The sequence below is a fragment of the Micromonospora sp. NPDC023966 genome (assembly GCF_040639095.1).
GTDB lineage: Bacteria > Actinomycetota > Actinomycetes > Mycobacteriales > Micromonosporaceae > Micromonospora.
In genome coordinates this window covers 222703-247269 of the sequence record NZ_JBEZZJ010000005.1, presented here as the reverse complement: position 1 = coordinate 247269, position 24567 = coordinate 222703, and the positions used below count along the sequence as shown (strand labels likewise).

The following is a 24567-nucleotide window of genomic DNA, read 5'->3' as shown; positions in this document are numbered from 1 at the left end:
GCGAGCGGTCCCGGCGGCGCGGGACGGTCAGGAGGCGCCGTCGGCGCGGAGCGGGAAGACGTTGTTGCCGCGCGCGGTGTCCACCAGCGACCCGAGCACCGCCCCGATCTTGTCCGCCGGCATCGGCTTGAAGAAGTGGTAGCCCTGCGCGGCCGTACAGCCCAGCTCGGCCAGGGCGGTCCGCTGCTCGGCGGTCTCCACGCCCTCGGCCACCACCCGCAGCCCCAGTTCGTGGGCGAGCCCGACGGTGGTCCGCACGATCGCGGCCGCCTCGGGCGAGTCGGCCATCCGGATCACGAAGGAACGGTCCACCTTCAACTCGTCGACCGCGATCCGGGTCAGGAAGGTCAGCGAGGAGAAGCCGGTGCCGAAGTCGTCGACGGCGAGCTGCACACCCATCGAGCGGAGAGTGGCCAGCACCTCGTCGATGACCTCCAGCTCGCTCATCACCACCGTCTCGGTGATCTCCAGGACCAGCCGGCGCGGCGGGACCTGGTGCCGGCGCAGCGCCTCGCCGATCTCGGCCGGCAGCCGCGGGTCGAGCAGGCTGCGCGCCGACAGGTTCACCGAGATCGGAATGTCCAGCCCCTCGCGCGCCCAGTCCGCCGCCACCGCCAGGGCCTTGTCCAGCACGTAGCGGGTGAAGCTGCCGAGCTGCTCGCTGTTCTCCACCGGCCGGATGAAGTCGGCCGGGCTGAGCCAGCCCCGGCGCGGGTGCCGCCAGCGGATCAGCGCCTCGACCCCGGTCGGGGCGCCGGTGGCCAGGTCCACGGCCGGCTGCAACGCCAGCACGAGCTGGTCGTCGGCCTCCAGTGCCTCCCGCAGCTCCGCGAGCAGCGCCAGGTGGTCGGTGCTCGCCGCATCGCGCGAGCTGTCGTACGCGGCGACGCTGCCGCCGCCCTCCTTCGCCTGGTACATGGCGATGTCGGCCCGGCGCAGCAGCTCGGTCAGGTCGGCGGTGCCCGCGTCGGCGACCACCACCCCGACCGCCACCTCGACCGACATGCGCACCCCGGCCACCTCGGTCGGCGCGGCCAGCCGCTCGGCGATCTCCCGGGCCTGGCGCATCGCGTACGCCAGCGGGGCGGCCCGGTCGTCGACCACCGGGACCGTGGTGAGCAGCAGGGCGAACTCGTCGCCGCCGAGCCGCCCGAGCAGGTCGCCCGGACGGGCCATGGTGGTCAGCCGGCTCGCGGCCAGCCGCAGCAGCTGGTCGCCGGCCGCGTGCCCGAGCGTGTCGTTGACCTCTTTGAACTGGTTGATGTCGAGCAGCAGCAGCGCCACCGGGTGGTCGTGGGCGCGCTGCCGCAACGCCTGGTCGCCTTTGGTGAGCAGGGCGGCCCGGTTGAGCAGCCCGGTGAGCTGGTCGTGCACCGCCTCGTACGACGAGCGGGCGGTGACCAGCCGCAGCTCGCGGTGGGTCGCGGCGTCGTGCAGGGCGGCGGCCAGCGCGTCGCCGAACGCGGCGACCCCGTCCCGCTCCCGGGCGGTGGGCGGGGCGGACCGGGAGAACCGGACCCGCAGCCGGCCGACCTCGGCGCTGCCCACGGCGAGCCGCCGGACCAGCTCGTGCTCGCCGGACCCGGTGGCCGACGGGGGCTCCACCTCGCGGTCGCGCACCTGGGCGCCGGTGTCCGTCCGGTAGCGGCGCCAGCGCCCGTCGCCCCGGGCCACGTCCACCTCCACCAGCTCGGCGCCGAACAGGGTGAGCGCCCCGGTCACCGCGGCGGTCGCCACGCCCCGCTCGTCGAGCTGGTTGAGCGCGGCGGTGGCCTCGGCGAAGGCCCGCCAGGTCCGCCGCTCCTGGTCGGCCCGGAGCCGGTGCCGGTAGGTCTGCTGGAGCAGCCAGAGCGGCGGCGGCAGGAGCAGCAGCCAGCGCGGGTCGAGCTGCACCAGGCTGACCACCACCAGGCCGACCGCCACGTTGCCGACGAACATGAGCAGCTTGCCGCGGAGCGCGGCGAGCAGCGGCGGCCCGATCGGAATGCCGTGCTGCAGGGCGATGCCGGCACCGCTCAGCCAGGCGGTGGTGAGCAGGTAGACCACCGCGCCGGCGGTCAGCGCGAGGGCCAGCTCGGGGGTGAGCGCGGCGAGCAGTGGCCGGCCCGGGGCGCTGGCGACCGCGGCGGCGAGGGCGGTGGCGGCGCTGAGCGAACCGGTGATCCGGACCAGCTCCAGCGCGGGCCGGCGGTCGGTGACCAGGGACATCGTGGTCCACGCGGTCCCGGCGCCGAGCAGGGCCGCGGCCGGCAGCCAGCCGGCCGGTACGAGGTAGAGGCAGACGACCAGGGCGGCCTCGCCCCAGGCGATGCTGACCATGCCGGAGGCGGTGCGGAAGCGCAGCCGGGCGAGCTGGGCCACGGCGAAGACGACGACGGCGACGCCGAACCGGACGAACCCGGGCAGTGGATCGTCGGGCGGCAGGTGCGCGGGGACGGCGAGGCCGACCACGGCGGCCGCCGCGGCGGTGACCGCGACACCGAAGGTCAGCAGGAGGACTCCGACCGGCGCGCCGCGCACGCCCAGCCGATCGGGGGGATCCCCGGCCCGGCCGGAGGTCACGGCCCCACCCCGTCGGACGGCGGCCCGAGGGCACGCTCGGGGGCGATTGCTGCCATCGACATCGGCGCCCCCCTTCCGCGCACGGCTCGGGGCCTGTCGGTCCCCCCGGCGGAAGGCTAAGCCAAAGCCGGTGGTCGCAACAGGGGTCGACGACCGACTTCGGCGTGATTCACGCGCTGTTCAGCTGTTCCGGCGCTGCTGGGAGCCGTTGGGGGCGTTCGTCGGCGATTCCTGCACGGTGGTCCCGTCTGTCGGATCGGCGACTGTCGCGTCGGTCCGACCCGGCTCGGCCGGGCCGGCCTGCTGCGGGAACCGATCGGGCAGCCGGCGCAGCCGGGCGTTCATGTTGCGGATCAGCAGGACGGTGGCGGTGGCCAGCAGCACGATGAGGAAGAGGCCCATCGGGCCGGCCAGACCACCCGTACGGGTGTCACCGAAGTTGTTCTCCGCGAGCACCTGGGCGGTGGTCAGCATGGTGTTCCTCCGATGTGCGGCTGACGACCAGCGTAGCCCGCCGGGAAATCAGCGGGCATGGCACGTCTCGCGCACCCCGGCGAAGAGGTCGGACTCGGGCAGCGGGCTGTCGACCAGCGAGCGGGCGAGCTGGAAGTCCTCGGTCGGCCAGGCGCGCTGCTGCAGGTCCATCGGCACCTGGAACCAGAAGCCGTCCGGGTCGATCTGGGTGGCGTGGGCGCGCAGCGCGTCGTCGCGGACCGGGAAGTATTCGGCACAGTCGACCCGGGTGGTGATCCGCTCGCCCTTGTCGGGGCGATCCTCCCAGCGCTTCATCCACTCCCCGTACGGCGACTCCAGGCCGGCAGCGAGCATCGCCTCGTGCAGCGCCAGGATCTTGGCCCGGGAGAAGCCCACGTCGTAGTAGAGCTTGAGCGGCTGCCACGGCTCGCCGAGCTCCGGGTGGCGGTCCGGGTCGCCGGCGGCCTCGAAGGCGGCCACGGTCACCTTGTGGGTCATGATGTGGTCGGGGTGCGGGTAGCCGCCCTCCTCGTCGTACGTGGTGACGACGTGCGGGCGGAACTGGCGCATCAGCCGCACCAGCGGGGCGGCCGCGACCTCGACGTCCTCCCGGGCGAAACAGCCCCCCGGCAGCGGCGGCAGCGGGTCGCCCTCGGGCAGGCCGGAGTCGACGAAACCGAGCCAGGCCTGCTCGATGCCGAGGATGGCCCGGGCCGCGTCCATCTCGGCGCGGCGGATGTCGCCGATGTTGGCCCACACGTCGGGCCGGTCCATCTTGGGGTTCAGCACGCTGCCCCGCTCGCCACCCGTGCAGGTGACGACCAGGACATCCACCCCCTCGGCGACGTATTTCGCCATGGTGGCGGCGCCCTTGCTCGACTCGTCGTCGGGATGGGCGTGCACCGCCATGAGCCGCAGCTGCTCTGCCACCTTGGGCGCTCCTCGTCTCTGCCCACCGGGCCCGGCCCGCCCGGGCCCGCCCGGCTGACCTGCCGGAATCTTTCCCCGTGCCCGCGCAAGCCCCCGTGCTGGCCGGTCGGCGGCGGGGCCGACCTGCCATCCTTGACTCAGCGCCGGGCTGGGAAGATGGACTCTGCCATTCTTGCCGATGCCGCCGACAACAACGCCAGGAGATACCCGCCGGTGAGCGAGACGCACGCCACAATCGCAACGGGTGCACCGGTCTTCCCGCCCGGCCGCTACGGCCGCCGCCGGGAGCCGGGGCGCCGCCGTCCGCTCCTGCTCGTGCTGGTGGGGGCCGTCCTGCTCGCCCTCCTCGGGCTGCTCAGCGTCAAGCTCTACGGCCAGTACGGCGACCCCGACTACCGGGCCGAGGTGATCACCTACACCGGGATCACCGACTCCCGGGTGGTGGTCGACTTCCGGGTGACCGTCCCGGCCGGCGGCTCGGCGACCTGCCTGCTGCGGGCGCGCTCCCACGACGGCGCCGAGGTGGGCCACGTCGAGGCCACGGTGACCGCCCCGCCCGGCGAACGGCACGTCCGGGCCCGGCAGGAGGTGCCGACCACGGCCCGCCCCTTCATCGGCGAGGTGCTGCGCTGCCGACCAGCCGGCTGAGCCGGGAGCCGGCGCGCCGCCGGCACACACGCACCCCGGGTCTCACCGCCGCCACCCGGGGTGATCGGCGACACCCTGACGTGCCCGGCACTGGTAACTTGGTAGTTCACCTGTCAGCCAGTCCGCACCAACGAGGAGATCGCCTGTGTCCACCAATGACAACGAGGCGCCCGCCACCTGGCTGTCCCAGGACGCATACGACCGCCTGAAGGCCGAGCTCGACGAGCACATCGCCAACCGGCCGGTCATCGCCGCCGAGATCAACGCCCGGCGCGAGGAGGGCGACCTGCGGGAGAACGGTGGCTACCACGCTGCCCGCGAGGAGCAGGGCAAGGCGGAGGGTCGCATCCTCTACCTGAAGGAGCTGCTCCGCACGGCCAAGGTCGGCGAGGCCCCGACCGCCGACGCGGTGTCGCCCGGCATGGTCGTGACGATCTACTTCGACGACGACGCCGACGACACCGAGACCTTCCTGCTCGGCTCCCGCGAGATCGCCTCCACGACCGACCTCACCGTCTACAGCCCCGAGTCCGCGCTCGGCAAGGCGATCCTGGGCGGCAAGGCGGGCCAGACCTGCACCTACACGGCCCCCAGCGGGGCCGACATCAAGGTGACGGTCGTCAAGTTCGAGCCGTTCTCCGGCTAGCCGCCATCCGGACCCGCGCCGGACGGCTCGGGTCCGACCCGACCGAGGCTGACAGGCTCCTCGGACCCGAGCCACACCCCGACCGCCCCGACCGGCACCGTCCGGCCGGGGCGGTCGCGTACCCGGCTCAGCCCTCGCCGGCGAAGACCACCTGGTAACCGCTGGCCCGCAGGGCGCTGATCAGGGTGTCCGAGTGCTCGACGCCGCGGGTCTCCACCGAGAGGCCCACCTCCACCTCGCCGAGCCGCAGGTGCGGGTTCGCCCGCTGGTGCACCACGTCGACCACGTTGGCCCGGTGCTCGGCGATCTCGCCCAGCAGCGAGGCGAGCTGGCCCGGCCGGTCCGTGCAGCGGACGGTGACCCGCAGGTAGCGGCCGGCCGCCGCCAGGCCGTGCTCGATCACCCGCAGCATCAGCAGCGGGTCGATGTTGCCGCCGGAAAGCACCGCCACCACCGGCGCCTGCGCCTCCACCGCGCCGGCCAGCAGCGCCGCCACGCCGACCGCGCCGGCCGGCTCCACCACCTGCTTGCCGCGCTCCAGCAGCATCAGCAGCGCCCGGGAGATGTCCTCCTCGGAGACCGTGACGATCTCGTCGACCAGCTTGCGGACGTGGGCGAAGGTCAGCTCGCCGGGGCGGCCGACCGCGATGCCGTCGGCGATCGTCGAGAAGAAGGGCAGCCGGACCGGCTCGCCGGCCTTGAGCGAGGGCGGGAACGCGGCGGCGCTGGCCGCCTGCACCCCGATCACGCGTACGTCGGGGCGCAGCGCCTTGGCGACCACCGCCAGGCCGGAGATCAGCCCGCCGCCGCCCACCCCGGTCACAATGGTCTTCACGTCCGGGCACTGTTCGAGGATCTCCAGCGCCACCGTGCCCTGCCCGGCGATGACGTCCCGGTGGTCGAACGGGTGGATGAACACCGCGCCGGTCCGCTCGGCGAAGGTCTGCGCCGCGACCAGCGACTCGTCCACCGTGTTGCCGACCAGCTCGACCTGGGCGCCGTACCCCTTGGTGGCGGCCACCTTCGGCAGCGGCGCGTTGACCGGCATGAAGACCGTGGCGTGCGCGCCGACCAGGCCCGCGGCGAGCGCCACCCCCTGGGCGTGGTTGCCGGCGCTCGCCGCCACCACGCCGCGTTCCCGCTCCTCGGCGGAGAGCCGGGAGATCCGCACGTACGCGCCGCGTACCTTGTACGACCCGGCGCGCTGCACGTTCTCGCACTTCAGCCACGCCGGCCCGCCGAGCGCGGCGCTGAGCGGCCGGGAGGGCTCCATCGGGGTGGTGCGGGTGACGCCGGCGAGCAGTTCCCGCGCGGCCTGTACGTCGGCGAGACCGACCAGTTCCGTCATGCCCCGATCGTGCCACCCGCCCCCGGCGGAACCTCCGGCGACGCCACGGTCGGCTCAGCCGCCGCCCGCGGCGGGGACCCGGCGTACGGCTGCGCCGGGCCGAAGTAGCCGGACGGCGCGCCGGGTGCCGGCCAGCCGGCGTAGCCGGGCCAGGCCGGCCTGCCGAGCGCGATGCGCTGCTCCTGCGCGACGGAGATCCGCCGGATCAGCACGATCAGCGACACCGCGGCGACCAGGCAGGCGGCCAGCGGAATCAGGTGCCACCCGAGCGCCTCCCGGTAGAAGTCGGCGTACCACCGGAACTCGGTGTCGAACCTGGGCTGCTCGGGCAGCCGGGCGTACGCCCGGTCGTCGCGCCGGCTGACCAGGCGCTCCCCGACGCTGAAGGCCAGCCACGCCGCCCACCAGACCGAGACCAGGCCCGGGGTGAACCGCTTCCAGAGACTGTCCCGGGCGAGGTTCGCGACCACCCGGGCGGGCATCACGAAGTTGGCGAACGGCACCAGCCAACCGGCGATCGCCCAGCCGGCCCCGAGGTGGGGCAACGCACCCGGGAAGGCGTCCAGGTTCTTCCGGGCCCGCCAGGTCCAGATGATCACCAGCACGGCGGCGGTCAGGTAGGCCAGCAGGAACGGCAGCGAGAGCACCACCTCGACCAGCACGGCGCCGAGCAGCACGTCGGGATCCTGGCTCTCCCTCGCCCGCCCGGCCAGCACGACGCCGACCAGCGGAAAGAGCGCCACCACCCCGTAGAGCAGCGCAGTCGCGCCGACCGCGACGGAGGCGGCGGTGCCGATCCCGCGCACCGGGTAGGTCGGCTGGCCGGGGGTGAGGGCCGGCTGACCGTGCGGCGTGTAGCAGTTCTGGCACTCGTTGTCGGCCGGGGACGTCTCGTCCCCGCAGGTGTGGCAACGCATGAATGACCGTCCCGGGATGCGTGGTGCGCACACGCTAGACGATCATGCGTGGGCCGGCGACCCCGTCCCGACCCGGGGGTAGCCGGGCGCGTGCCGCTGCCACGGCGCCTGCATCTCGAACTGGCCGGCGACGCCGAGCAGCAGCAGCTCCGAGCCGGGCGGGCCGACGAACTGCACGGCGACCGGCAGGCCGTCCGGGCGGCGGCCGACCGGCACCACGATCGCCGGCAACCCGGCGATGTTCCAGGGCGCGGCGTACGGGGCGTACCGGATGTTGGCCTTCATGTTCGCCAGCCAGGAGCGGCCGGACCAGCCGGCGGCCTCCGGCGGCGGGCCGGCCAACGCCGGGGTGAGCAGCAGGTCGACCGAGTGGTCGGCGAAGAAGTTCACCGACCGCTCGCGCCACGCGGCCCGGTCGGCCTCGCGCACGTACCCCCGGCGCTGCGCCCACTCGCCGAGCGTGACGTGCCGGCGGCTGCGCCGCTGGAGGCCGCGCCGCTCGACGCCCGCGGCCTGCACCTCGGTGGCGGCCGCGGCGAACCAGGTGGCGATGCCCTGCAGGCCGAGCCGGGTCGGGTAGACCGGGTCGGCGGGAACGGTGTCGTGACCGGCGGCGGCGAGCAGCCGGCCGGCGGCGGCGACCGCGTCGCGGTTCGGCGCGTCCGGCGAGACGCCGCGCACCGGGGAGCGCAGCGAGACGCCGACCCGCAGCCGCGGCGGCGGGACCAGCTTGTCCGGGCGGCGCCCGGCCAGCACCGAGAAACCGACCGCCGCGTCCGCCACCGTGCCGGTCAGCACGCCGTGCTCGGTGAGGCCGAACCAGTCGTCCGCGCCGAGCTGGCAGGGCACCACGCCCCGGCCGGGCTTGAGCCCGACCAGCCCGCAGCAGGCCGCCGGGATGCGGATCGAGCCGAGGCCGTCGTTGGCGTGCGCCATCGGCACCAGCCCGGCGGCCACCGCGGCGGCCGCGCCGCCGGAGGAGCCGCCGGGGGTCCGCGTCAGGTCCCAGGGGTTGCGGGTCACCCCGGTCTCGTCGTCGGTGAGGGCCCACAGGCCCAGCTCCGGCATCCGGGTCACCCCGAGGATCACCGCGCCCGCGCCGCGCAGCCGGCGGACCACCTCGTGGTCGGCCTCCGCCACCGGGGTACGCACCGCGGCCGACCCGTTCCACGTCGGCAGGCCGGCGACCGGGGTGTTCTCCTTGACCGCCACCGGCACGCCGGCCAGGGGGAGGTTGGCCAGGTCCTCCTGCTCGTCGACCTTCTCCGCCTCGGTGATCGCCTCGCCGCCGCGTACCGCGCGGAACGCGGCCAGCTCGGCGTCGGCCCGGGCGATGTGGTCCAGGTGGTCGGCCACGACCTGGGTGGCGGAGACGTCACCCCGGCGTACGCCGCGGGCGATCTGCTTCGCGGTCGCCCCCACCCAGGTCGTCGGCATGATGTCCTGCACGGCCATCCTCCCCAGCCAGCGTCAGCCCAGCGCCTGCTCCAGATCGGCGAGCAGGTCGTCGACCGTCTCGATGCCGACAGACAGTCGCACGAGATCGCCGGGAACTTCAAGCGGCGAGCCGGCAGCGCTCGCGTGTGTCATCCGCCCCGGGTGCTCGATCAGCGATTCGACCCCGCCGAGCGACTCCGCGAGCACGAAGAGCTTCGCCCGGTTGCAGATCTCCACGGCGTGCTCCTCGCCGCCCGCCGCGCGGAAGGAGATCATCCCGCCGAACCGGCGCATCTGCTTGGCGGCCACCTCGTGACCCGGGTGCGCCGGCAGGCCCGGGTAGATGACCTGCGCGACCTTGGCGTGACCGTCCAGATAGGCGGCGATCCGCTCGGCGTTGTCGCAGTGCCGGTCCATCCGTACCCCGAGGGTCTTGATGCCGCGCAGGGTGAGCCAGGCGTCGAACGGGCCGTTGACGGCGCCCATCGCGTTCTGGTGGTAGCGCAGTTCCTCGCCGAGCGCCCGGTCGGCGGCGACGAGGGCGCCACCGACCACGTCGGAGTGTCCGCCGATGTACTTGGTGGTCGAGTGGACCACCACGTCCGCGCCGAACGCGATCGGCTGCTGGAGGTACGGCGAGGCGAAGGTGTTGTCGACCACCAGCAGCGCGTCGGCCTCATGCGCGACGGCGGCCAGCGCGGCGATGTCGGCGATGCCGAGCAGCGGGTTGGTCGGGGTCTCCACCCAGACGATCCGCGTGGCGCCGGGACGGATCGCGGCCCGGACCGCGGCCGGGTCGGAGACCCGGGCCGGGGTGTACTCCAGCCCCCAGCGCTCGGCCACCTTGGCGAAGAGCCGGTAGGTGCCGCCGTAGGCGTCGTCCGGGATCACCACGTGGTCGCCCGGCTTGCAGACGGTCCGCAGCAGGGTGTCCTCGGCGGCCAGGCCGCTGGCGAAGGCGAGCCCCACGGGCCCGCCCTCCAGCGCGGCCAGGCACTCCTGGAGCGCGTCCCGGGTGGGATTGCCGGAGCGGCTGTACTCGTAGCCCTCCCGGGGCGCGCCGACGGCGTCCTGGGCGTAGGTGCTGGTCTGATAGATCGGCGGGATGACCGCGCCGGTGCGGGCCTCGGGGTCCTGACCGGCGTGGATGGCGAGCGTCTCGAAGCCGTGACTCATTCCCGAGACGTTAGTCCGCCCGCCCGTCGCACCGCGTGGAACCCGCCCGCGGGTCACGACCGGGAGGTTGTCCGACCGGTCGGCCATACCGGCTCGGTGACCTCGACCGAAGCGCCGAGGTATGGATCTTGGCGAGTTGCCGCTTCAGGTGAACGTCAGGTCGGCAAGATCGGCGCGGGGACCGGCAGGATCGTGGGGCAGCCCCTAGCCTGGGCGGGTGGCTGGGTGCGTGTTCTGCGGGATCGTGGCGGGCGAGGTGCCGGCGTTCCGGGTCGCCGACGAGGCGGACGGCGTGGCCTTTCTGGACACCAGGCCGGTGTTCAAGGGCCACGTGCTGGTGGTGCCGCGCCCGCACCTGGTCGCCCTGGCCGACCTGCCGGCCGACGCGCTGCCCGGCTACTTCCGGCTGGTGCAGCGGCTCGCCGTGGCGGTGGAGGCCGGCCTGGGGGCCGGCGGGACGTTCGTAGCGATGAACAACAAGGTGTCGCAGTCGGTCCCGCACCTGCACACCCACGTGGTGCCGCGGACCAAGGGCGACGGGTTGCGCGGCTTCTTCTGGCCGCGCACCCGCTACGCCGACGACGCCGAGGCCGAGGACTTCGCCGCCCGGGTCGCCGCCGCGCTGGCCTGAGCGCGGGACCGTCGGGTAAGGAACCGGGGACCGGCGCTGTTGAACCCGCTGGGAAAGCCATGAGAGGAGTCCCATCGTGTTCCTTCGCCGCATCAAGGCCGAGATGATCTCTCCCGACCAGGCTCTGCCGGGCCGCCCGATCGCGATGCCGATCGCCGACCGGCACGAGGTGCTGCCGTCCTCGCTGAAGGGTCCCTTCCCCGAGGGCGCGCAGGTCGCCGTCTTCGGGATGGGCTGTTTCTGGGGCGCCGAGCGGCTGTTCTGGACCCTCCCGGGGGTGATCACCACGTCGGCCGGCTACGCGGGTGGCTACACCACGAACCCGACGTACGAGGAGGTCTGCTCGGGGATGACCGGGCACGCCGAGGTGGTCCAGGTGGTCTACGACCCGTCGAAGATCAGCTACGAGGACCTGCTCAAGGTCTTCTGGGAGAACCACGACCCGACCCAGGGCATGCGCCAGGGCAACGACGTCGGCACCCAGTACCGGTCGGCGATCTACGCCACCACCGACGAGCAGCTGGCCGCGGCGCAGGCTTCGCGGGACGCGTTCGCGCCGATCGTGGCGCGGGCCGGCAAGGGTGAGATCACCACGGAGATCGCCCGGCTCGGCGACTACTACTTCGCCGAGGACTACCACCAGCAGTACCTGGCACCGACCAAGAACCCGAACGGGTACTGCAACCACGGCCCCAACGGGCTGAGCTGCCCGGTCGGCGTGGCGCGTACCGCCTGAGCGACCGGAACGTCCGATCCCGGGCCTGCGGTGTTCCTCACACCGCGGGCCCGGCACATTTCCGGCATCGGTCGCCTGCGGGCCAGTAATCGCCGGTCCGAGGCGGAGGCTACCGTCGGTAGCGGCGCATGGTAGCGAACGGTCACACCACTGTCATCGTCTCAACAGGCAAACCGCAACAACCTCTGGCAGCATGGGCCCGCATGTGCGGACTAGCGGGAGAGTTCCGCCGTGACGGTTCACGGGCCGACGTGTCGGCCGTGGAGCGGATGGCGGCCACGATGAGTGACCGAGGGCCCGACGACAGTGGCGTCTGGTCCCAGGGACGGACAGCGCTCGGACACCGACGCCTGAAGATCATCGACCTCTCGGCCGCCAGCGGCCAGCCCCTGGTCGACCCGGCCGCCGGACTCACCGGCGTCTTCAACGGCTGCATCTACAACTACCGTGAGCTACGCGAGGAGTTGCAGGCCAGGGGGCACCGCTTCTTCTCGGCGGGCGACAGCGAGGTCGTGGTCAAGGCGTACGCCGAGTGGGGGCTCGACTTCGTCGACCACCTGGTCGGCATGTTCGCGCTGGCGATCAGCGAGCGGGACACCGGCCGCCTGGTGCTGGCCCGGGACCGGCTCGGCATCAAGCCGCTCTACCTGGCCGAGACCCCCGGCGTGGTGCGCTTCGCCTCGACCCTGCCGGCGCTGCTCGCGGGCGGTGGCGTCGACACGGGCATCGACCCCGTGGCGCTCGCCCACTACCTGAGCTTCCACAGCATCGTGCCGCCACCGCGGACCATCCTGCGCGGCGTCGCCAAGCTCCCCCCGGCCACGGTCCGGGTGTACGAGCCCGACGGCTCCACCCACGACCGGGTCTACTGGGACCCGTCCTTCACCCGCGCCGCCGAGCGCTCCGGCTGGTCCGAACGGGACTGGCAGGACGCCCTGCTGGAGTCGCTGACCACCGCCGTCCGCCGCCGCATGGTGGCCGACGTGCCGGTGGGCGTGCTGCTCTCCGGTGGGCTCGACTCCAGCCTGGTCGTCGCGCTGCTGGCCGGCGAGCGACAGGCCGGGCTAGCCACCTTCTCCATCGGCTTCGACGCGGTCGGCGGCCGGGAGGGCGACGAGTTCGTCTACTCCGACCTGGTGGCGAAGACCTTCGGCACCGACCACCACCAGATCCGGGTGCCCACCGGCGACCTGCTGCTGCCGCTGGAGGCCGCCGTCGCCGCGATGAGCGAGCCCATGGTCAGCCACGACTGCGTGGCGTTCTGGCTGCTCAGCCAGGAGGTCGCCCGGCACGTCAAGGTGGTGCAGTCCGGCCAGGGCGCGGACGAGATCCTGGGCGGCTACCACTGGTACCCGCCGCTGGCCGGGGTGGACCGGGAGCGGGCGCTCGAGACGTACGCGAAGGCGTTCTTCGACCGCGACGCGGCCGGCCTGGCCCGGGTGCTCAACCCGGCGTGGCTGGCCGACGGCGACCCGGCGCGGGAGTTCGTGGCCGCGCACCTGGCCCGGCCCGGCGCGGCGACCGCGGTGGACGCCGGCCTGCGGATCGACACGCAGGTCATGCTCACCGACGACCCGGTCAAGCGGGTCGACAACATGACCATGGCGCACGGGCTGGAGGCCCGGGTGCCGTTCCTCGACCACGAGTTCGTCGAGCTGGCCGCGAGCTGCCCGCCGGAGCTGAAGCTGGCCCAGGGCGGCAAGGGCGTGCTCAAGGAGATCGGCCGCCGGGTCCTACCGCACGAGGTCATCGACCGGCCAAAGGGCTACTTCCCCGTCCCGGGCCTCACCCACCTGGAGGACAAGCTCCTCGACCGGGTACGCGACGCGCTCACCGCGCCCGAGGCGCGCCGCCGCGACCTGTTCCGCGCCGACTACGTCGACGCGCTGCTCGCCGACCCGAACGCCGAACTGACCCCGTTGAACGGAAACAAGCTGTGGCAGCTGGGACTCCTGGAAATGTGGCTCCAGAGCCACGGAATCGACTGACCGTGACCGACACCCTCGCCACCGGCACGGCGCGTGCCGATCGGGAACGGGTGCTGGGCCGGCGCCGGGAACGGGTCGGCCCGGGCGGCGACCCGGTGGCGCCCGGCACCCCCGAGCCGCGCCGGCAGCCCGCCGACGGGTCCGGTGTGGTGCTGGACTGCGGCTGGGGCCGGCTGGTCTTCGGGCAGACCTTCGCCGAGCAGATCGAGGTCGCCGACGTGCTGCGCTCCGAGGCGGTCGGCGCCCGGGACATCTGCATCTACCTGCGGGACCCGCACGTGCTGGTCTCCCGCCTCCCCGACGAGCTGTTCATCGACCCGTCGCTGACCTACCGGCTGCCGCTGGGCGAGCACCGGCCGGCCGCCACCGAGGGCGGCGAGATCCCCGGGCTGAGCATCCGGCCGCTGCGGGACGCCGACGACGCGGAGGCGGTGAACCGGATCTACGCCCGCAACGGCATGGTCACGGCGCCGGTCGAGGTGCTGGTCGACAACGCCGGCACCGACCGGTTCCTGCACCTGGTGGCCGAGGACGCCACCGGCGAGGTGGTCGGCACCATCACCGGGGTGGACCACGTCGCGGTCTTCGGCGACCCGGAAAACGGCGCGAGTCTCTGGTGCCTGACCGTGGACTTCAACACCGCACCGCCCGGCACCGGCCAGGCGCTGCTCACCGCGCTGGCCGACCGGCTCGACGCGCGCGGCCGGGCGTACGTGGACCTGTCGGTGCTGGCCGAGAACTCGGGGGCGATCCGGCTCTACGAGCGGCTCGGCTTCCACCGCACCGGGACGCTCTGCGTGAAGCGGAAGAACCCGATCAACGAGCGGCTGTTCCTGCCCGCCATGCCGGCGGGGTACGACGAGCTGAACCCGTACGCGAAGATCGTCGCGGACGAGGCGATGCGGCGCGGCATCCGGGTGGAGGTGACCGATCCGCGCTGGGGCGAGCTGCGGCTGAGCATCGGCGGCCGGACCGTGCACACCCGGGAGTCGCTCTCCGAGCTGACCTCGGCGGTGGCGATGAGCCGCTGCGACGACAAGCGGGTCACCCGGCGCATCCTCGTCGAGGCCGGGCTGTCGGTGCCGCGCGGCCGGACCGCCACCGGCGACGTCGACGACCTGGCGTTCCTGGCCGACGTGGGCCCGGTGGTGGTCAAGCCGGCCCGGGGCGAGCAGGGCAACGGCATCACGGTCGGGGTGCGCACGCCGGAGGCGCTGACCGCGGCGGTCGAGCTGGGCCGCCGGTTCTGCCCCGACGTGCTGATCGAGGAGCTGCGGGAGGGCGAGGACCTCCGGGTGGTCGTCATCGACCACGAGGTGGTGGCCGCGGCGGTCCGCCGGCCCGCCCAGATCACCGGGGACGGAGTGCACGACGTCACCGAGCTGATCGAGCGGCAGAGCCGCCGCCGCGCGGCCGCCACCGGCGGCGAGTCCCGGATCCCGATCGACGACATGACCCGCGAGGTGGTGGCCGAGGCGGGCTACCGGATGCACGACGTGCTCCCCGAGGGGCAGGTGCTGGCGGTCCGCCGCACGGCGAACCTGCACACCGGCGGCACCATCCACGACGTGACCGCCGAGCTCCACCCGGCCATCGCCGAGGCGTGCGTGACGGCCAGCCGCGCGCTGGACATCCCGGTGACCGGGCTCGACCTGCTGGTCCCCGCCCCGGACCGGCCGGAGCACGTGTTCATCGAGGCGAACGAGCGGCCCGGCCTGGCCAACCACGAGCCGCAGCCGACCGCCGAGCGCTTCGTCGACCTGCTCTTCCCCGGCACCCGGGCCCCGCAGCGGCTCTGGTCGCCGGCCGGCACGGGAGGTGCGGCGTGAACCCGAAGCCGCTGGAACTCGACCTCGACTACCTGCGCCAGCTGCTGGTGGAGCTGCTGGAGATCCCCAGCCCGTCGGGGCGTACCGACCACGTCCAGCAGTACGTGGGCGAACGGCTCTCCGCGCTCGGCATCACCTCGACGCTGACCCGGCGCGGGGCGCTCAGCGCCTCCCTGCCCGGTCCGCGGCCGACCGGCGCCGACCGGGCCATCGTGGTGCACACCGACACCATCGGCGGGATGGTCAAGCGGCTCAAGGAGAACGGCCGGCTGGAGGTGAAGCCGATCGGCACGCACAGCGCCCGCTTCGCCGAGGGCGCCCACGTGCGGATCTTCACCGACGACCTGGACCGGGTGGTCACCGGCCAGGTGCTGCCCCTGAAGGCCAGCGGGCACCGCTACAACGACGGCGTCGACCTCCAGGGCGTCGGCTGGGAACTGGTCGAGGTCCGGGTCGACGAGCCGGTCACCGACGAGGCCGGGCTCCGGGCGCTCGGCGTCGACGCCGGCGACTTCGTCGCGCTGCTCGCCACCCCGACGATCACCCCGACCGGGTACGTCAAGTCCCGGCACCTGGACGACAAGGCGGGCGTGGCCGCGGTGCTGACCGCGTTCAAGGCGATCGTCGACGCGGGCGTCACGCCGGCGGTCACCGCGCACCTGCTGGTCACGGTCACCGAGGAGATCGGGCACGGGGCCAGCCACGGCCTCGACCCCGACGTCGCGGAGATCGTCTCGGTGGACGCCGCGGTGGTCGCCCCCGGCCAGCAGTCCCGGGAGGACGCCGCCACCCTGGCCATGGGCGACGGGGTGGGACCGTTCGACTACCACCTCACCCGGCACCTGGCCGCGATCGCCCGCGAGCACGACGTCCGCCTGGTCCGGGACGTCTTCGACTACTACCGCTCCGACGTGGCGGCGGCGGTCGAGGCGGGGGCGCACGCCCGGGTGGCGCTGCTCGGCTTCGGCGTGGACGCCACCCACGGGCACGAGCGCACCCACCTCGACGGGCTGCGTCACCTCGCCCAACTGCTCTGCCTCTATCTCCAGAAGCCGCTGGTCTTCCCCGAGTGGGACGCCGAGCCCGAGGGCGACCTGGCCGACTTCCCCTCGCTGGCGGTCCAGCCGGCCTCCGAGGAGGGCCCGCGCGAGGGCCCGATCGGCCTGGAGTGACACGGCCGCGGCGATTCCCGCTCGGACCTGTGATCCAAATCCGTTGCCGGGCTCGGCGGGAAGTCGATAGCGTGGCGGTACACGGGAAAGGAGGTGGTCCAGACTTGTATAGCAATCGGACTCGTGAGGTGGCTGTCCGCTAGCCGCTGTCCTCGACAGTGAAATCCCGTCCGCCGCGAGGCGGGCACCAGGCACCATCGTCGAGACCGTGTGGCAGCGGTGCGGCGAAACCACGACAGCCACCCGACCCCCGGGGTGCCGGCCCAGTCCAGCCGGCCCGCGCGCGAGCGCGGAAGCCCCGGGGGTCGCTTCATGTCTGCGGCAGGAGGCGGCGCGTGTCGATGCGCGAGCTGGTGATCCTCGGTACGGCGAGCCAGGCCCCCACCCGGCACCGCAACCACAACGGCTACCTGCTGCGATGGGACGACGAGGTGCTCCTGTTCGACCCGGGCGAGGGCAGCCAGCGGCAGATGCTGCACACCGGGATCTCCGCCACCGACCTGACCCGGATCTGCGTCACCCATTTCCACGGCGACCACTGCCTGGGCCTGCCCGGCATGATCCAGCGGCTCTCCCTGGACCGCGTCCCGCACCCGGTGGCCGTGCACTTCCCCGCCGGGGGCGCCGAATACTTCGCCCGGCTCCGCCACGCGTCGAGCTTCCACGAGGCCGCCGAGCTGGCCGTCGAGCCGATCGAGGCCGACGGGCAGCGGATCACGCTGGGCATCGGCACGCTGGAGGCCCGCCGGCTGCGGCACCCGATCGAGACGTACGGTTACCGGCTCGTCGAGCCGGACGGCTGCCGGATGCTGCCGGAGAAGCTGTCCGCGTACGGCATCGCCGGGCCGGCGGTCGGCCGGCTGCTCCGCGACGGCCACCTGGACGTGGACGGACGCCGCGTCACCCGCGACGAGGTGAGCGTGACCCGACCGGGGCAGCGGTTCGCCTTCGTCATGGACACCGGGCTCTGCGACGGCGTTTGGGCCCTGGCCGAGCACGCCGACCTGCTGGTCATCGAGTCGACCTTCCTGGAGCCGGAGGCCGCCCTCGCCGCCGAGGTCGGCCACCTCACCGCCGGCCAGGCCGCGCGGGTGGCGGCCGAGTCGGGGGTACGCACGCTCGTGCTCACCCACTTCTCCCAGCGGTACGCGGACCCGCGCCGCTTCGCCGACGAGGCCCGCGCCCACTTCACCGGCGAGCTGGTGATCGCCGAGGACCTGATGACGGTGCCGGTGCCGCCCCGCCGGGTAGCCTCGGCCGGGTGACGATCTCCCTACGCCCCGCCACCGGGGCCGACCTGATGGCGGTCGGCGCCCTGCACCAGCGGTCCCGGGTCGCGGCGTACTCGTCCTTCCTGCCGGCCGAGGCGCTGGCCGACCCGACCCCGGAGGCGATGGGCCGGTACTGGACGGAACGGGTGACCTGGGAGGGCGCGGACCACCGGATGACCGTGGCCGAGCGGGACGGCCGGGTGGTCGGCTTCAGCTACCTGGGGCCGGACGACGCCGGCGACCCGGCCACCGGCCTGCTCAACGCCATCCACCTGAAGCCGGCCGAGCGGGGCCGGGGCACCGGTCGGGCGCTGATGGTCGACGCCCTCGACGCGATGCGGGCCCGCGGCTGGTCCCGGGCGGTGCTCTGGGTGCTCCGGGAGAACGCGGCCGCCCGCCGGTTCTACGAGCGCGGCGGCTGGACCGCCACCGGCGAGCAGCGCGACGACCACATCGGGCCCGTGCTGGTGCCGCAGCTCCGCTACGCCCGTTCGCTCTGAGCGGATCGGGGCATGGGCCTCGATGCCGGCGCGTTGGCACCGGCATGGACACCGAGCACACCGAGCGGGCGGAGGACGCCGCGCTCGACGCGTACTCCCGGGTGGTGACCGGCGTGGCCGCCCGGGTGCTGCCCAGCGTGGCCGCCCTGTCGGTGCGGACCCCGCGCGGCGCCGGCGCCGGCTCGGCCGTGGTGATCGGCCCGGACGGGCTGCTGCTCACCAGCGCCCACGTGGTGCAGGGCGCCCAGGACGGGTCGGCCGCCTTCGGCGACGGCACCGAGACCGGGTTCCAGGTGGTCGGCGCCGACCCGCTCTCCGACCTGGCGGTGCTGCGGGCGGAGCGGGTGACCGTCCCGCCCGTGGAGCTGGGCGACGCGGACCGGCTGCGCATCGGCCAGCTGGTGGTCGCGGTCGGCAACCCGATGGGGCTGGCCGGCTCGGTCACCGCCGGGGTGGTCTCCGGGCTGGGCCGGTCGCTGCCGGCCCGGGACGGGCGGGTCACCCGGCTGATCGAGGACGTCATGCAGACCGACGCGGCGCTGAACCCGGGCAACTCCGGCGGCGCGCTGGCCGACTCGGCCGGCCGGGTCGTCGGGGTCAACACGGCGGTCGCCGGGTACGGCCTCGGGCTGGCCGTGCCGGTGAACGCCACCACCCGGCAGATCATCCGCGACCTCACCACCGACGGCCGGGTCCGCCTGGCTGGGCGTGGCCGGGGTGCCGGTGCCGCTGCCGCCGGAGATCACCGCCCGGACCGGGCAGCGGCGGGGGCTGCGGGTGGTCGAGGTGGTGCCGGGCAGCCCGGCCGGGTTGGCGGGGCTCTACCTCGGCGACGTGATCGTGGCGGCCGGCGGCCGGCCGGTGCAGGACGGCCAGGGCCTGCAGCGGTTGATGCTCGGTCCGGCGATCGGCGCCCGCCTGCCGGTCACCGTGCTGCGTCGCGGCGCCTTCGTCGACGTCGTCGCCGTGCCCACCGAGCTGGGCCGCTGACGCGACGAGGGCCGCACCCCGCCGGGGATGCGGCCCTCGTGTCGATGGATCAGCGGGCGCCGAGGTGGGCGAGCAGGTCCTGCCGGGTCAGCACGCCCTTGGGCTTGCCGTCGACCAGCACCAGCGCGGCGTCGGCCTTCTCCAGCAGCACGACCGCCTCGCTCACCGGCTGGCCGCCGCCGATCATGGGCAGCGGGTCACCCATGTGCCGCTCGATCGTGTCGTGCAGGTGCGCCTGGCCGGTGAAGAGCGCGTCGAGCAGGTCCTTCTCGGCGATCGAGCCGGCCACCTCGCCGGTCACCACCGGCGGCTCGGCCTTGAGCACCGGGAGCTGGGAGACGCCGTACTCGCGCATGTAGTCGATCGCGTCGCGGACCGTCTCGGTCGGGTGGACGTGCACCAGCTCGGGCAGGCCGCCCGGCTTGCCGGCGAGCGCGTCGGCCACCGTCGGCTCGGCGCCCGAGTTGTCCAGGAAGCCGTAGCGGGCCATCCACTGGTCGTTGAAGATCTTGGACATGTACCCCTTGCCGCTGTCCGGCAGCAGCACCACGATCACGTCGTCCGGGCCGGCCTTGCGGGCCACCTCCAGGGCGGCCACCACGGCCATGCCGCAGGAGCCGCCGACCAGCAGCCCCTCCTCGCGGGCCAGCCGCCGGGTCATCTCGAAGGACTGCTTGTCCGACACCTCGACGATCTCGTCGGCCACGCTCCGGTCGTAGGTCTCCGGCCAGAAGTCCTCGCCGACGCCCTCGACCAGGTAGGGCCGGCCGGTGCCGCCGGAGTAGACCGAGCCCTCCGGGTCCGCGCCGACCACCCGGACCCGCCCCTCGGAGGCCTCCTTGAGGTAGCGGCCGATGCCGGAGATGGTGCCGCCGGTGCCGACACCCGCCACGAAGTGGGTGAGCCGCCCCTCGGTCTGCTGCCAGATCTCCGGCCCGGTGGTCTCGTAGTGCGAGCGCGGGTTGGCCGGGTTGCTGTACTGGTTGGGCTTCCAGGCGCCGGGGATCTCCCGGGCGAGCCGGTCGGAGACGTTGTAGTAGGAGCGCGGGTCCTCCGGCGCCACGGCGGTCGGGCAGACCACCACCTCGGCGCCGTACGCCCGCAGCACGTCCTGCTTGTCCTGGCTGACCTTGTCGGGGCAGACGAAGACGCACTTGTAGCCCTTGAGCTGGGCGACGAGGGCCAGCCCGACGCCGGTGTTGCCGCTGGTCGGCTCGACGATCGTGCCGCCGGGCTGGAGCAGGCCCGCCTTCTCGGCGTCCTCGACCATCCGCAGCGCGATCCGGTCCTTGACCGAACCGCCCGGGTTGACGTACTCCACCTTCGCCAGCACCGTCGCCTGGATGCCCTCGGTGACGTTGCGCAGGCGTACCAGCGGGGTGTTGCCGATCAGCTCGACCACGTTGTCGTAGTAGTGCACCTCGTTGTGCCCTTCGTCGCGCCGCCGTCGTGGGGCGGCCGGTAAGTCGTCGGTTCGTCGCCCAGGGTACGTGCCGTCAGGGCACCACATGCCCCGGGATGACGGACCTGCGACGTGCCTCCCACTCCAGGAAGCGGTCGGTCTCGGCGAGCACGCTGCCGGCCAGCCAGGCGACCATCACCGCGTCGTCGGCCAGGCCGAAGATCGCCAGCGGGATCTCCGGCAGCAGGTCGATCGGCGAGACGATGTACGCCGTGGCGCCGGCCATCAGGGCCAGCCGCAGGCCGCCGTCGTACTCGCCCCGGGCGGTGGCCCGGATCATCCGGGGCAGCGCCGCCAGCCGGACGCCCAGCGACGGGCCACCCCGCGTCCCGGCCGCCAGCGCCCGGGCCAGCGCGGTGAAGGCCGCGCTCCGCTTCAATGTCTTCCCCATCTCCTCGCCCCTTTCCGCTCGGCCAGGGTGCCGTCCCGGCGCAAGTCCGCCCCCTTGCCCGTACCGGTACCCGGAACCGTCCCGTCCCAGCCATGACGATCACGCGGAGAGCGGGTGTCGTGGCGGCGCGATAATGTCGGTGCATGGGGGACGCTGGTTCCGTCGCGCCGGGCGGCTGGCAGCGCGCCCGGCGGATCGCCCGCCTGACGGCGATCGGCACGGGCGCCACGGTGGCGGCCACCGTCGCCACGGGCGGAGTGCTGCTCGGTCAGGCCCGCCAGGCCCGGCGCACCATCCCGATGGCCGAGGCGCCCCCGCCACGCTGCGACGGCGTCTACGGCGCGAAGCTCCCCGGCCCGCCGGTCACCATGGTGATCCTCGGTGACTCCTCGGCCGCCGGCTACGGCGTGCACCGCCGCCGCGAGACCCCGGGCGCGCTACTGGCCACCGGGCTGTCCCGCCGGCTGCACCGACCGGTCCGGCTGCACCGGTTCGCCGTGGTGGGCGCCCTGTCGGCCGGGCTGAAGCCGCAGGTCGAGTCGGCCCTGGAGGTCGAACCGGACATCGCGGTCGTCCTGGTCGGCGGCAACGACGTCACCAACCGCACCCCGCTCTCGCTGGCCGTGCGCTACCTGGTCGACGCGGTCCGCACGCTGCGGGCCGCCGGCTGCGAGGTGGTCGTCGGCACCTGCCCCGACCTGGGCGCGATCCGGCCGATCCAGCCGCCGCTGCGCTGGCTGGCCCGCCGCTGGAGCCGCCAGCTCGCCGCCGCCCAGACGGTGGCGGTGGTCGAGGCGGGCGGCTGGACGGTTTCCCTCGGCGACCTGCTCGGGCCGCGGTTCGCCGCCGAGCCGACGCGGATGTTCGCCTGGGACCGGTTCCACCCCTCCGCGGAGGGGTACGCGGTCGCCGCGGCCGCGCTGCTGCCCACCGCGCTCTCGGCGTTGGGCGCCGGCCAGGAACGCCGGCCTCCGCTCGTCGGCGCGGAAGGCGTACGGTCGCTCCCGGATGCGGCCCAGGAGGCGGCCCGGCACGCGGGCACCGAGGTCAGCGGCACCCAGGTCCGGGGTCGCGAGCGCGGACCCGCTGGGCGCTGGGCGCAACTTCGGCGGCGGGCCTTCTTCGGCGTCGGCGCGGTGCCGCAGCCGAGTGCCTCCGCCGACTCCGCGCAGGTGGAGGGGCTGGCATGAGCCGGGCAGCGGAGGCATCATCAGCAGGCACAACGTGTGCCATGCTCATGTCGACGCCGTTCGCCACGAGCAGACCGACCCGCGGGTCGTGGGAGCTGGGGAGGTGTCGTCATGACCGAGCGTAACGAGCTCGCGGTCCGACTCGGTCGGGCCGCCGCGCTCTCCCTGCTCGCCGGCACGATGGGCGGGGCGGCGGTCCTCGCCGGCCAGGCCATCGCCGCCCGCAGCCGGAAGTACGCCCAGCCCGAGCTGGGCCTCGCGCTGCGCGCGACGGTCGGCCGGGCTGGCGCCCCGCCGCTGCGGCTGGTGCTGCTCGGCGACTCGTCGGCCCTCGGGGTGGGCGTCGAACGCTTCGAGGAGACCATCGGCGGCCAGCTCGCCCAACTGCTGGCCGAGGGGCCCACCGGCCGGCGGGTGCACCTGTCCAGCGTCGGGGTCTCCGGGTCCCGCTCCACCGACCTGGCCACCCAGGTGGCCCGGGCGCTACTCGGCGAGCGGCCCGACGTGGCGGTGATCCTGATCGGGGCGAACGACGCCACCGCGCTGGCCCGCCCGGCCGACGCGGCGGCCTATCTCGGCTCGGCGGTGCGCCGGCTGCGCGAGGCGCACGTCGAGGTGGTCGTGGGCACCTGCCCCGACCTCGGCGCCGTCCGCGCCGTCGCCTCCCCGCTGCGGCAGGTGCTCGGCTGGTCGGGGCGGCGGATGGCGCGCGCCCAGACGGCCTCGGTGCTCGACGCCGGGGGCAGCGTCGTCGACCTGGGCACCGAGACCGGCCCGGTCTTCCGGGCGGACGCGGGCACCCTCTGCCACGACGGCTACCACCCCTCCGCCGACGGTTACCGGGTCTGGGCGCACGCCCTGCTCCCGGCGGTCGAGGCGGCCGCCGCGGTCGCCTACCGGCACCACCACTGAGCGCCGGCGGGGTGACATTTCCCGCCCGCTGCGCAGCTTCCGCGACAAGTTACTCGCGGGTTAACGTTGGTTCATGCCGATTGAGTCGCCCCGCGACGCCGTCATCGTCGCCACCGCCCGGTCCCCCATCGGCCGCGCGTTCAAGGGTTCCCTGCGGGAGGTCCGCCCGGACGACCTCGCCGCCACGATCGTCCAGGCCGCCCTCGACAAGGTCCCGGCGCTCGATCCCACCACCATCGACGACCTCTACCTGGGCTGCGGCCTGCCCGGCGGCGAACAGGGCTTCAACATGGCCCGGGTGGTCGCCACCCTGCTGGGCCTGGACGGCCTGCCCGGCGCCACGCTCACCCGCTACTGCGCCTCCTCGCTCCAGACCACCCGGATGGCGATGCACGCGATCCGGGCGGGCGAGGGCGACGTCTTCATCTCCGCCGGCGTCGAGACCGTCTCCCGGTACGCGCGCGGCAACTCGGACGCCCTCCCGCCGGAGGCGCAGGCGCTGGTCGGCGGCGGATGGGAGAACCCCCGCTTCGCGGCGGCGCGCGAGCGCTCCGCGGCCCGGGCCCGGGGCGGCGCCGAGGTGTGGACCGACCCGCGCGAGGCCGGCCAGCTCCCCGACATCTACCTGACCATGGGGCAGACCGCGGAGAACCTGGCCGAGGTCCACGACGTCACCCGCGAGGACATGGACGCGTTCGGCGTCCGCAGCCAGAACCTCGCCGAAACGGCGATCGCGGACGGCTTCTGGGCCCGCGAGATCACCCCGGTCACCACGCCGGACGGCACCGTGGTGAGCACCGACGACGGCCCGCGCCCCGGGGTGACCCTGGAGGCCGTGGCCGGCCTGAAGCCGGTCTTCCGCCCGGACGGCCGGATCACCGCCGGCAACTGCTGCCCGCTCAACGACGGCGCGGCCGCCGTGGTGATCATGAGCGCCCAGCGGGCGCAGGAGCTCGGGCTCTCCCCGCTGGCCCGGATCGTCTCCACCGGCGTCACCGCGCTCTCGCCGGAGATCATGGGCCTGGGCCCGGTCGAGGCGTCCAAGCAGGCGCTGAAGCGTGCCGGCATGACCATCGACGACGTCGACCTCGTCGAGATCAACGAGGCGTTCGCCGCCCAGGTGATCCCGTCGTACCGGCAGCTCGGCATCCCGGAGGAGAAGCTGAACGTGATGGGCGGGGCGATCGCCGTCGGCCACCCGTTCGGCATGACCGGCGCCCGGATCACCGGCACCCTGCTCAACGCGCTGGAGTGGCACGACAAGACCATCGGTCTGGAGACCATGTGCGTGGGCGGCGGCCAGGGCATGGCCATGGTGCTCGAACGCCTGAACTGAGGTCGATTCACCGGAGCAGCA

Annotated in this window: 22 protein-coding genes and 1 pseudogene; 14 read left to right on the top strand and 9 right to left on the bottom strand. The window is 74.0% G+C overall.

Annotated elements, in window-relative coordinates; genetic code table 11:
- Positions 1–27: 27 nt before the first annotated feature.
- The 3 genes from AB0F68_RS11500 to mca all read right to left on the bottom strand — a co-directional run bounded on the left by AB0F68_RS11500 (position 28) and on the right by mca (position 3966).
- Complete coding sequence (locus AB0F68_RS11500; RefSeq protein WP_357335400.1) at positions 28–2526, bottom strand: bifunctional diguanylate cyclase/phosphodiesterase; 2499 nt, start codon at positions 2524–2526, stop codon at positions 28–30.
- A gap of 216 nt (positions 2527–2742) precedes the next feature.
- On the bottom strand, positions 2743–3036 hold the full coding sequence (locus AB0F68_RS11495) for a hypothetical protein (protein ID WP_357335338.1): 294 nt from the start codon (positions 3034–3036) through the stop codon (positions 2743–2745).
- A gap of 48 nt (positions 3037–3084) precedes the next feature.
- Positions 3085–3966, bottom strand: a complete 882-nt coding sequence (gene mca, locus AB0F68_RS11490) for a mycothiol conjugate amidase Mca (protein WP_357335335.1) — start codon at positions 3964–3966, stop codon at positions 3085–3087.
- 213 nt (positions 3967–4179) lie between these two features.
- Here mca and AB0F68_RS11485 point away from each other — a divergent pair, with 213 nt between their 5' ends.
- Both AB0F68_RS11485 and greA read left to right on the top strand, forming a co-directional pair.
- The gene (locus AB0F68_RS11485) at positions 4180–4614 is read left to right on the top strand and encodes a DUF4307 domain-containing protein (RefSeq protein ID WP_357335333.1); all 435 of its coding nucleotides are present in this window, start codon (positions 4180–4182) and stop codon (positions 4612–4614) included.
- Positions 4615–4759: 145 nt separating this feature from the next.
- The gene (gene greA / locus AB0F68_RS11480) at positions 4760–5260 is read left to right on the top strand and encodes a transcription elongation factor GreA (RefSeq protein WP_091260184.1); all 501 of its coding nucleotides are present in this window, start codon (positions 4760–4762) and stop codon (positions 5258–5260) included.
- A 127-nt stretch (positions 5261–5387) separates the two neighbouring features.
- Here the strand turns inward: greA and ilvA are convergent, their stop codons facing one another.
- From ilvA to AB0F68_RS11460, 4 genes are read right to left on the bottom strand one after another with little or no spacing between them, the layout of a single operon-like run.
- On the bottom strand, positions 5388–6608 hold the full coding sequence (ilvA, locus tag AB0F68_RS11475; protein WP_357335330.1) for a threonine ammonia-lyase: 1221 nt from the start codon (positions 6606–6608) through the stop codon (positions 5388–5390).
- The gene (locus tag AB0F68_RS11470) at positions 6605–7525 is read right to left on the bottom strand and encodes a DUF4328 domain-containing protein (protein WP_357335327.1); all 921 of its coding nucleotides are present in this window, start codon (positions 7523–7525) and stop codon (positions 6605–6607) included. The genes ilvA and AB0F68_RS11470 overlap by 4 nt, the downstream gene beginning before the upstream one ends.
- A gap of 42 nt (positions 7526–7567) precedes the next feature.
- Positions 7568–8980 (bottom strand): amidase family protein, encoded by a 1413-nt coding sequence (locus tag AB0F68_RS11465; RefSeq protein ID WP_357335325.1) that lies wholly within the window; start codon positions 8978–8980, stop codon positions 7568–7570.
- Between the two features lie 15 nt (positions 8981–8995).
- A complete protein-coding gene (locus tag AB0F68_RS11460; RefSeq protein ID WP_357335323.1) occupies positions 8996–10138 on the bottom strand; it encodes a cystathionine gamma-synthase in 1143 nt (380 codons plus the stop codon).
- A 229-nt stretch (positions 10139–10367) separates the two neighbouring features.
- On the opposite strand from AB0F68_RS11460, the gene AB0F68_RS11455 reads away from it, so the two are divergent.
- From AB0F68_RS11455 to AB0F68_RS11415, 9 genes and pseudogenes are all read left to right on the top strand, one after another.
- Positions 10368–10769 carry an HIT family protein gene (locus AB0F68_RS11455; protein WP_357335397.1) on the top strand — a complete coding sequence of 134 codons (402 nt, stop codon included), beginning with the start codon at positions 10368–10370 and terminating at the stop codon, positions 10767–10769.
- 76 nt (positions 10770–10845) lie between these two features.
- The gene (gene msrA / locus AB0F68_RS11450; protein WP_357335321.1) at positions 10846–11505 is read left to right on the top strand and encodes a peptide-methionine (S)-S-oxide reductase MsrA; all 660 of its coding nucleotides are present in this window, start codon (positions 10846–10848) and stop codon (positions 11503–11505) included.
- Positions 11506–11708: 203 nt separating this feature from the next.
- Positions 11709–13493: an N-acetylglutaminylglutamine amidotransferase gene (locus AB0F68_RS11445; protein WP_357335318.1), complete on the top strand. Its 1785-nt coding sequence runs from the start codon at positions 11709–11711 to the stop codon at positions 13491–13493.
- Between the two features lie 2 nt (positions 13494–13495).
- A complete protein-coding gene (ngg, locus tag AB0F68_RS11440) occupies positions 13496–15322 on the top strand; it encodes an N-acetylglutaminylglutamine synthetase (protein ID WP_357335315.1) in 1827 nt (608 codons plus the stop codon).
- A complete protein-coding gene (locus AB0F68_RS11435) occupies positions 15319–16494 on the top strand; it encodes an osmoprotectant NAGGN system M42 family peptidase (RefSeq protein WP_357335313.1) in 1176 nt (391 codons plus the stop codon). The genes ngg and AB0F68_RS11435 overlap by 4 nt, the downstream gene beginning before the upstream one ends.
- Positions 16495–16829: 335 nt before the next feature.
- Entirely contained in the window at positions 16830–17759 is a 930-nt protein-coding gene (locus tag AB0F68_RS11430; RefSeq protein WP_357335311.1) for a ribonuclease Z, read from the top strand.
- On the top strand, positions 17756–18265 hold the full coding sequence (locus AB0F68_RS11425; RefSeq protein WP_357335309.1) for a GNAT family N-acetyltransferase: 510 nt from the start codon (positions 17756–17758) through the stop codon (positions 18263–18265). The genes AB0F68_RS11430 and AB0F68_RS11425 overlap by 4 nt, the downstream gene beginning before the upstream one ends.
- Before the next feature lie 44 nt (positions 18266–18309).
- A pseudogene (locus AB0F68_RS11420) lies at positions 18310–18834 on the top strand (trypsin-like peptidase domain-containing protein); the annotation flags it as partial.
- A gap of 139 nt (positions 18835–18973) precedes the next feature.
- Positions 18974–19255: a PDZ domain-containing protein gene (locus AB0F68_RS11415; RefSeq protein WP_357335307.1), complete on the top strand. Its 282-nt coding sequence runs from the start codon at positions 18974–18976 to the stop codon at positions 19253–19255.
- 49 nt (positions 19256–19304) lie between these two features.
- On the opposite strand, the gene AB0F68_RS11410 is transcribed toward AB0F68_RS11415, so the two are convergent.
- The gene (locus AB0F68_RS11410; protein WP_357335305.1) at positions 19305–20675 is read right to left on the bottom strand and encodes a cystathionine beta-synthase; all 1371 of its coding nucleotides are present in this window, start codon (positions 20673–20675) and stop codon (positions 19305–19307) included.
- A gap of 76 nt (positions 20676–20751) precedes the next feature.
- On the bottom strand, positions 20752–21108 hold the full coding sequence (locus tag AB0F68_RS11405; protein ID WP_357335302.1) for a YkvA family protein: 357 nt from the start codon (positions 21106–21108) through the stop codon (positions 20752–20754).
- Positions 21109–21251: 143 nt separating this feature from the next.
- Here AB0F68_RS11405 and AB0F68_RS11400 point away from each other — a divergent pair, with 143 nt between their 5' ends.
- The 3 genes from AB0F68_RS11400 to AB0F68_RS11390 all read left to right on the top strand — a co-directional run bounded on the left by AB0F68_RS11400 (position 21252) and on the right by AB0F68_RS11390 (position 24546).
- Positions 21252–22298, top strand: a complete 1047-nt coding sequence (locus AB0F68_RS11400) for an SGNH/GDSL hydrolase family protein (RefSeq protein WP_357335300.1) — start codon at positions 21252–21254, stop codon at positions 22296–22298.
- A 111-nt stretch (positions 22299–22409) separates the two neighbouring features.
- The gene (locus tag AB0F68_RS11395; protein ID WP_357335298.1) at positions 22410–23210 is read left to right on the top strand and encodes an SGNH/GDSL hydrolase family protein; all 801 of its coding nucleotides are present in this window, start codon (positions 22410–22412) and stop codon (positions 23208–23210) included.
- Between the two features lie 73 nt (positions 23211–23283).
- Positions 23284–24546 carry an acetyl-CoA C-acetyltransferase gene (locus AB0F68_RS11390; RefSeq protein WP_357335296.1) on the top strand — a complete coding sequence of 421 codons (1263 nt, stop codon included), beginning with the start codon at positions 23284–23286 and terminating at the stop codon, positions 24544–24546.
- The last annotated feature ends 21 nt before the right edge of the window (positions 24547–24567 follow it).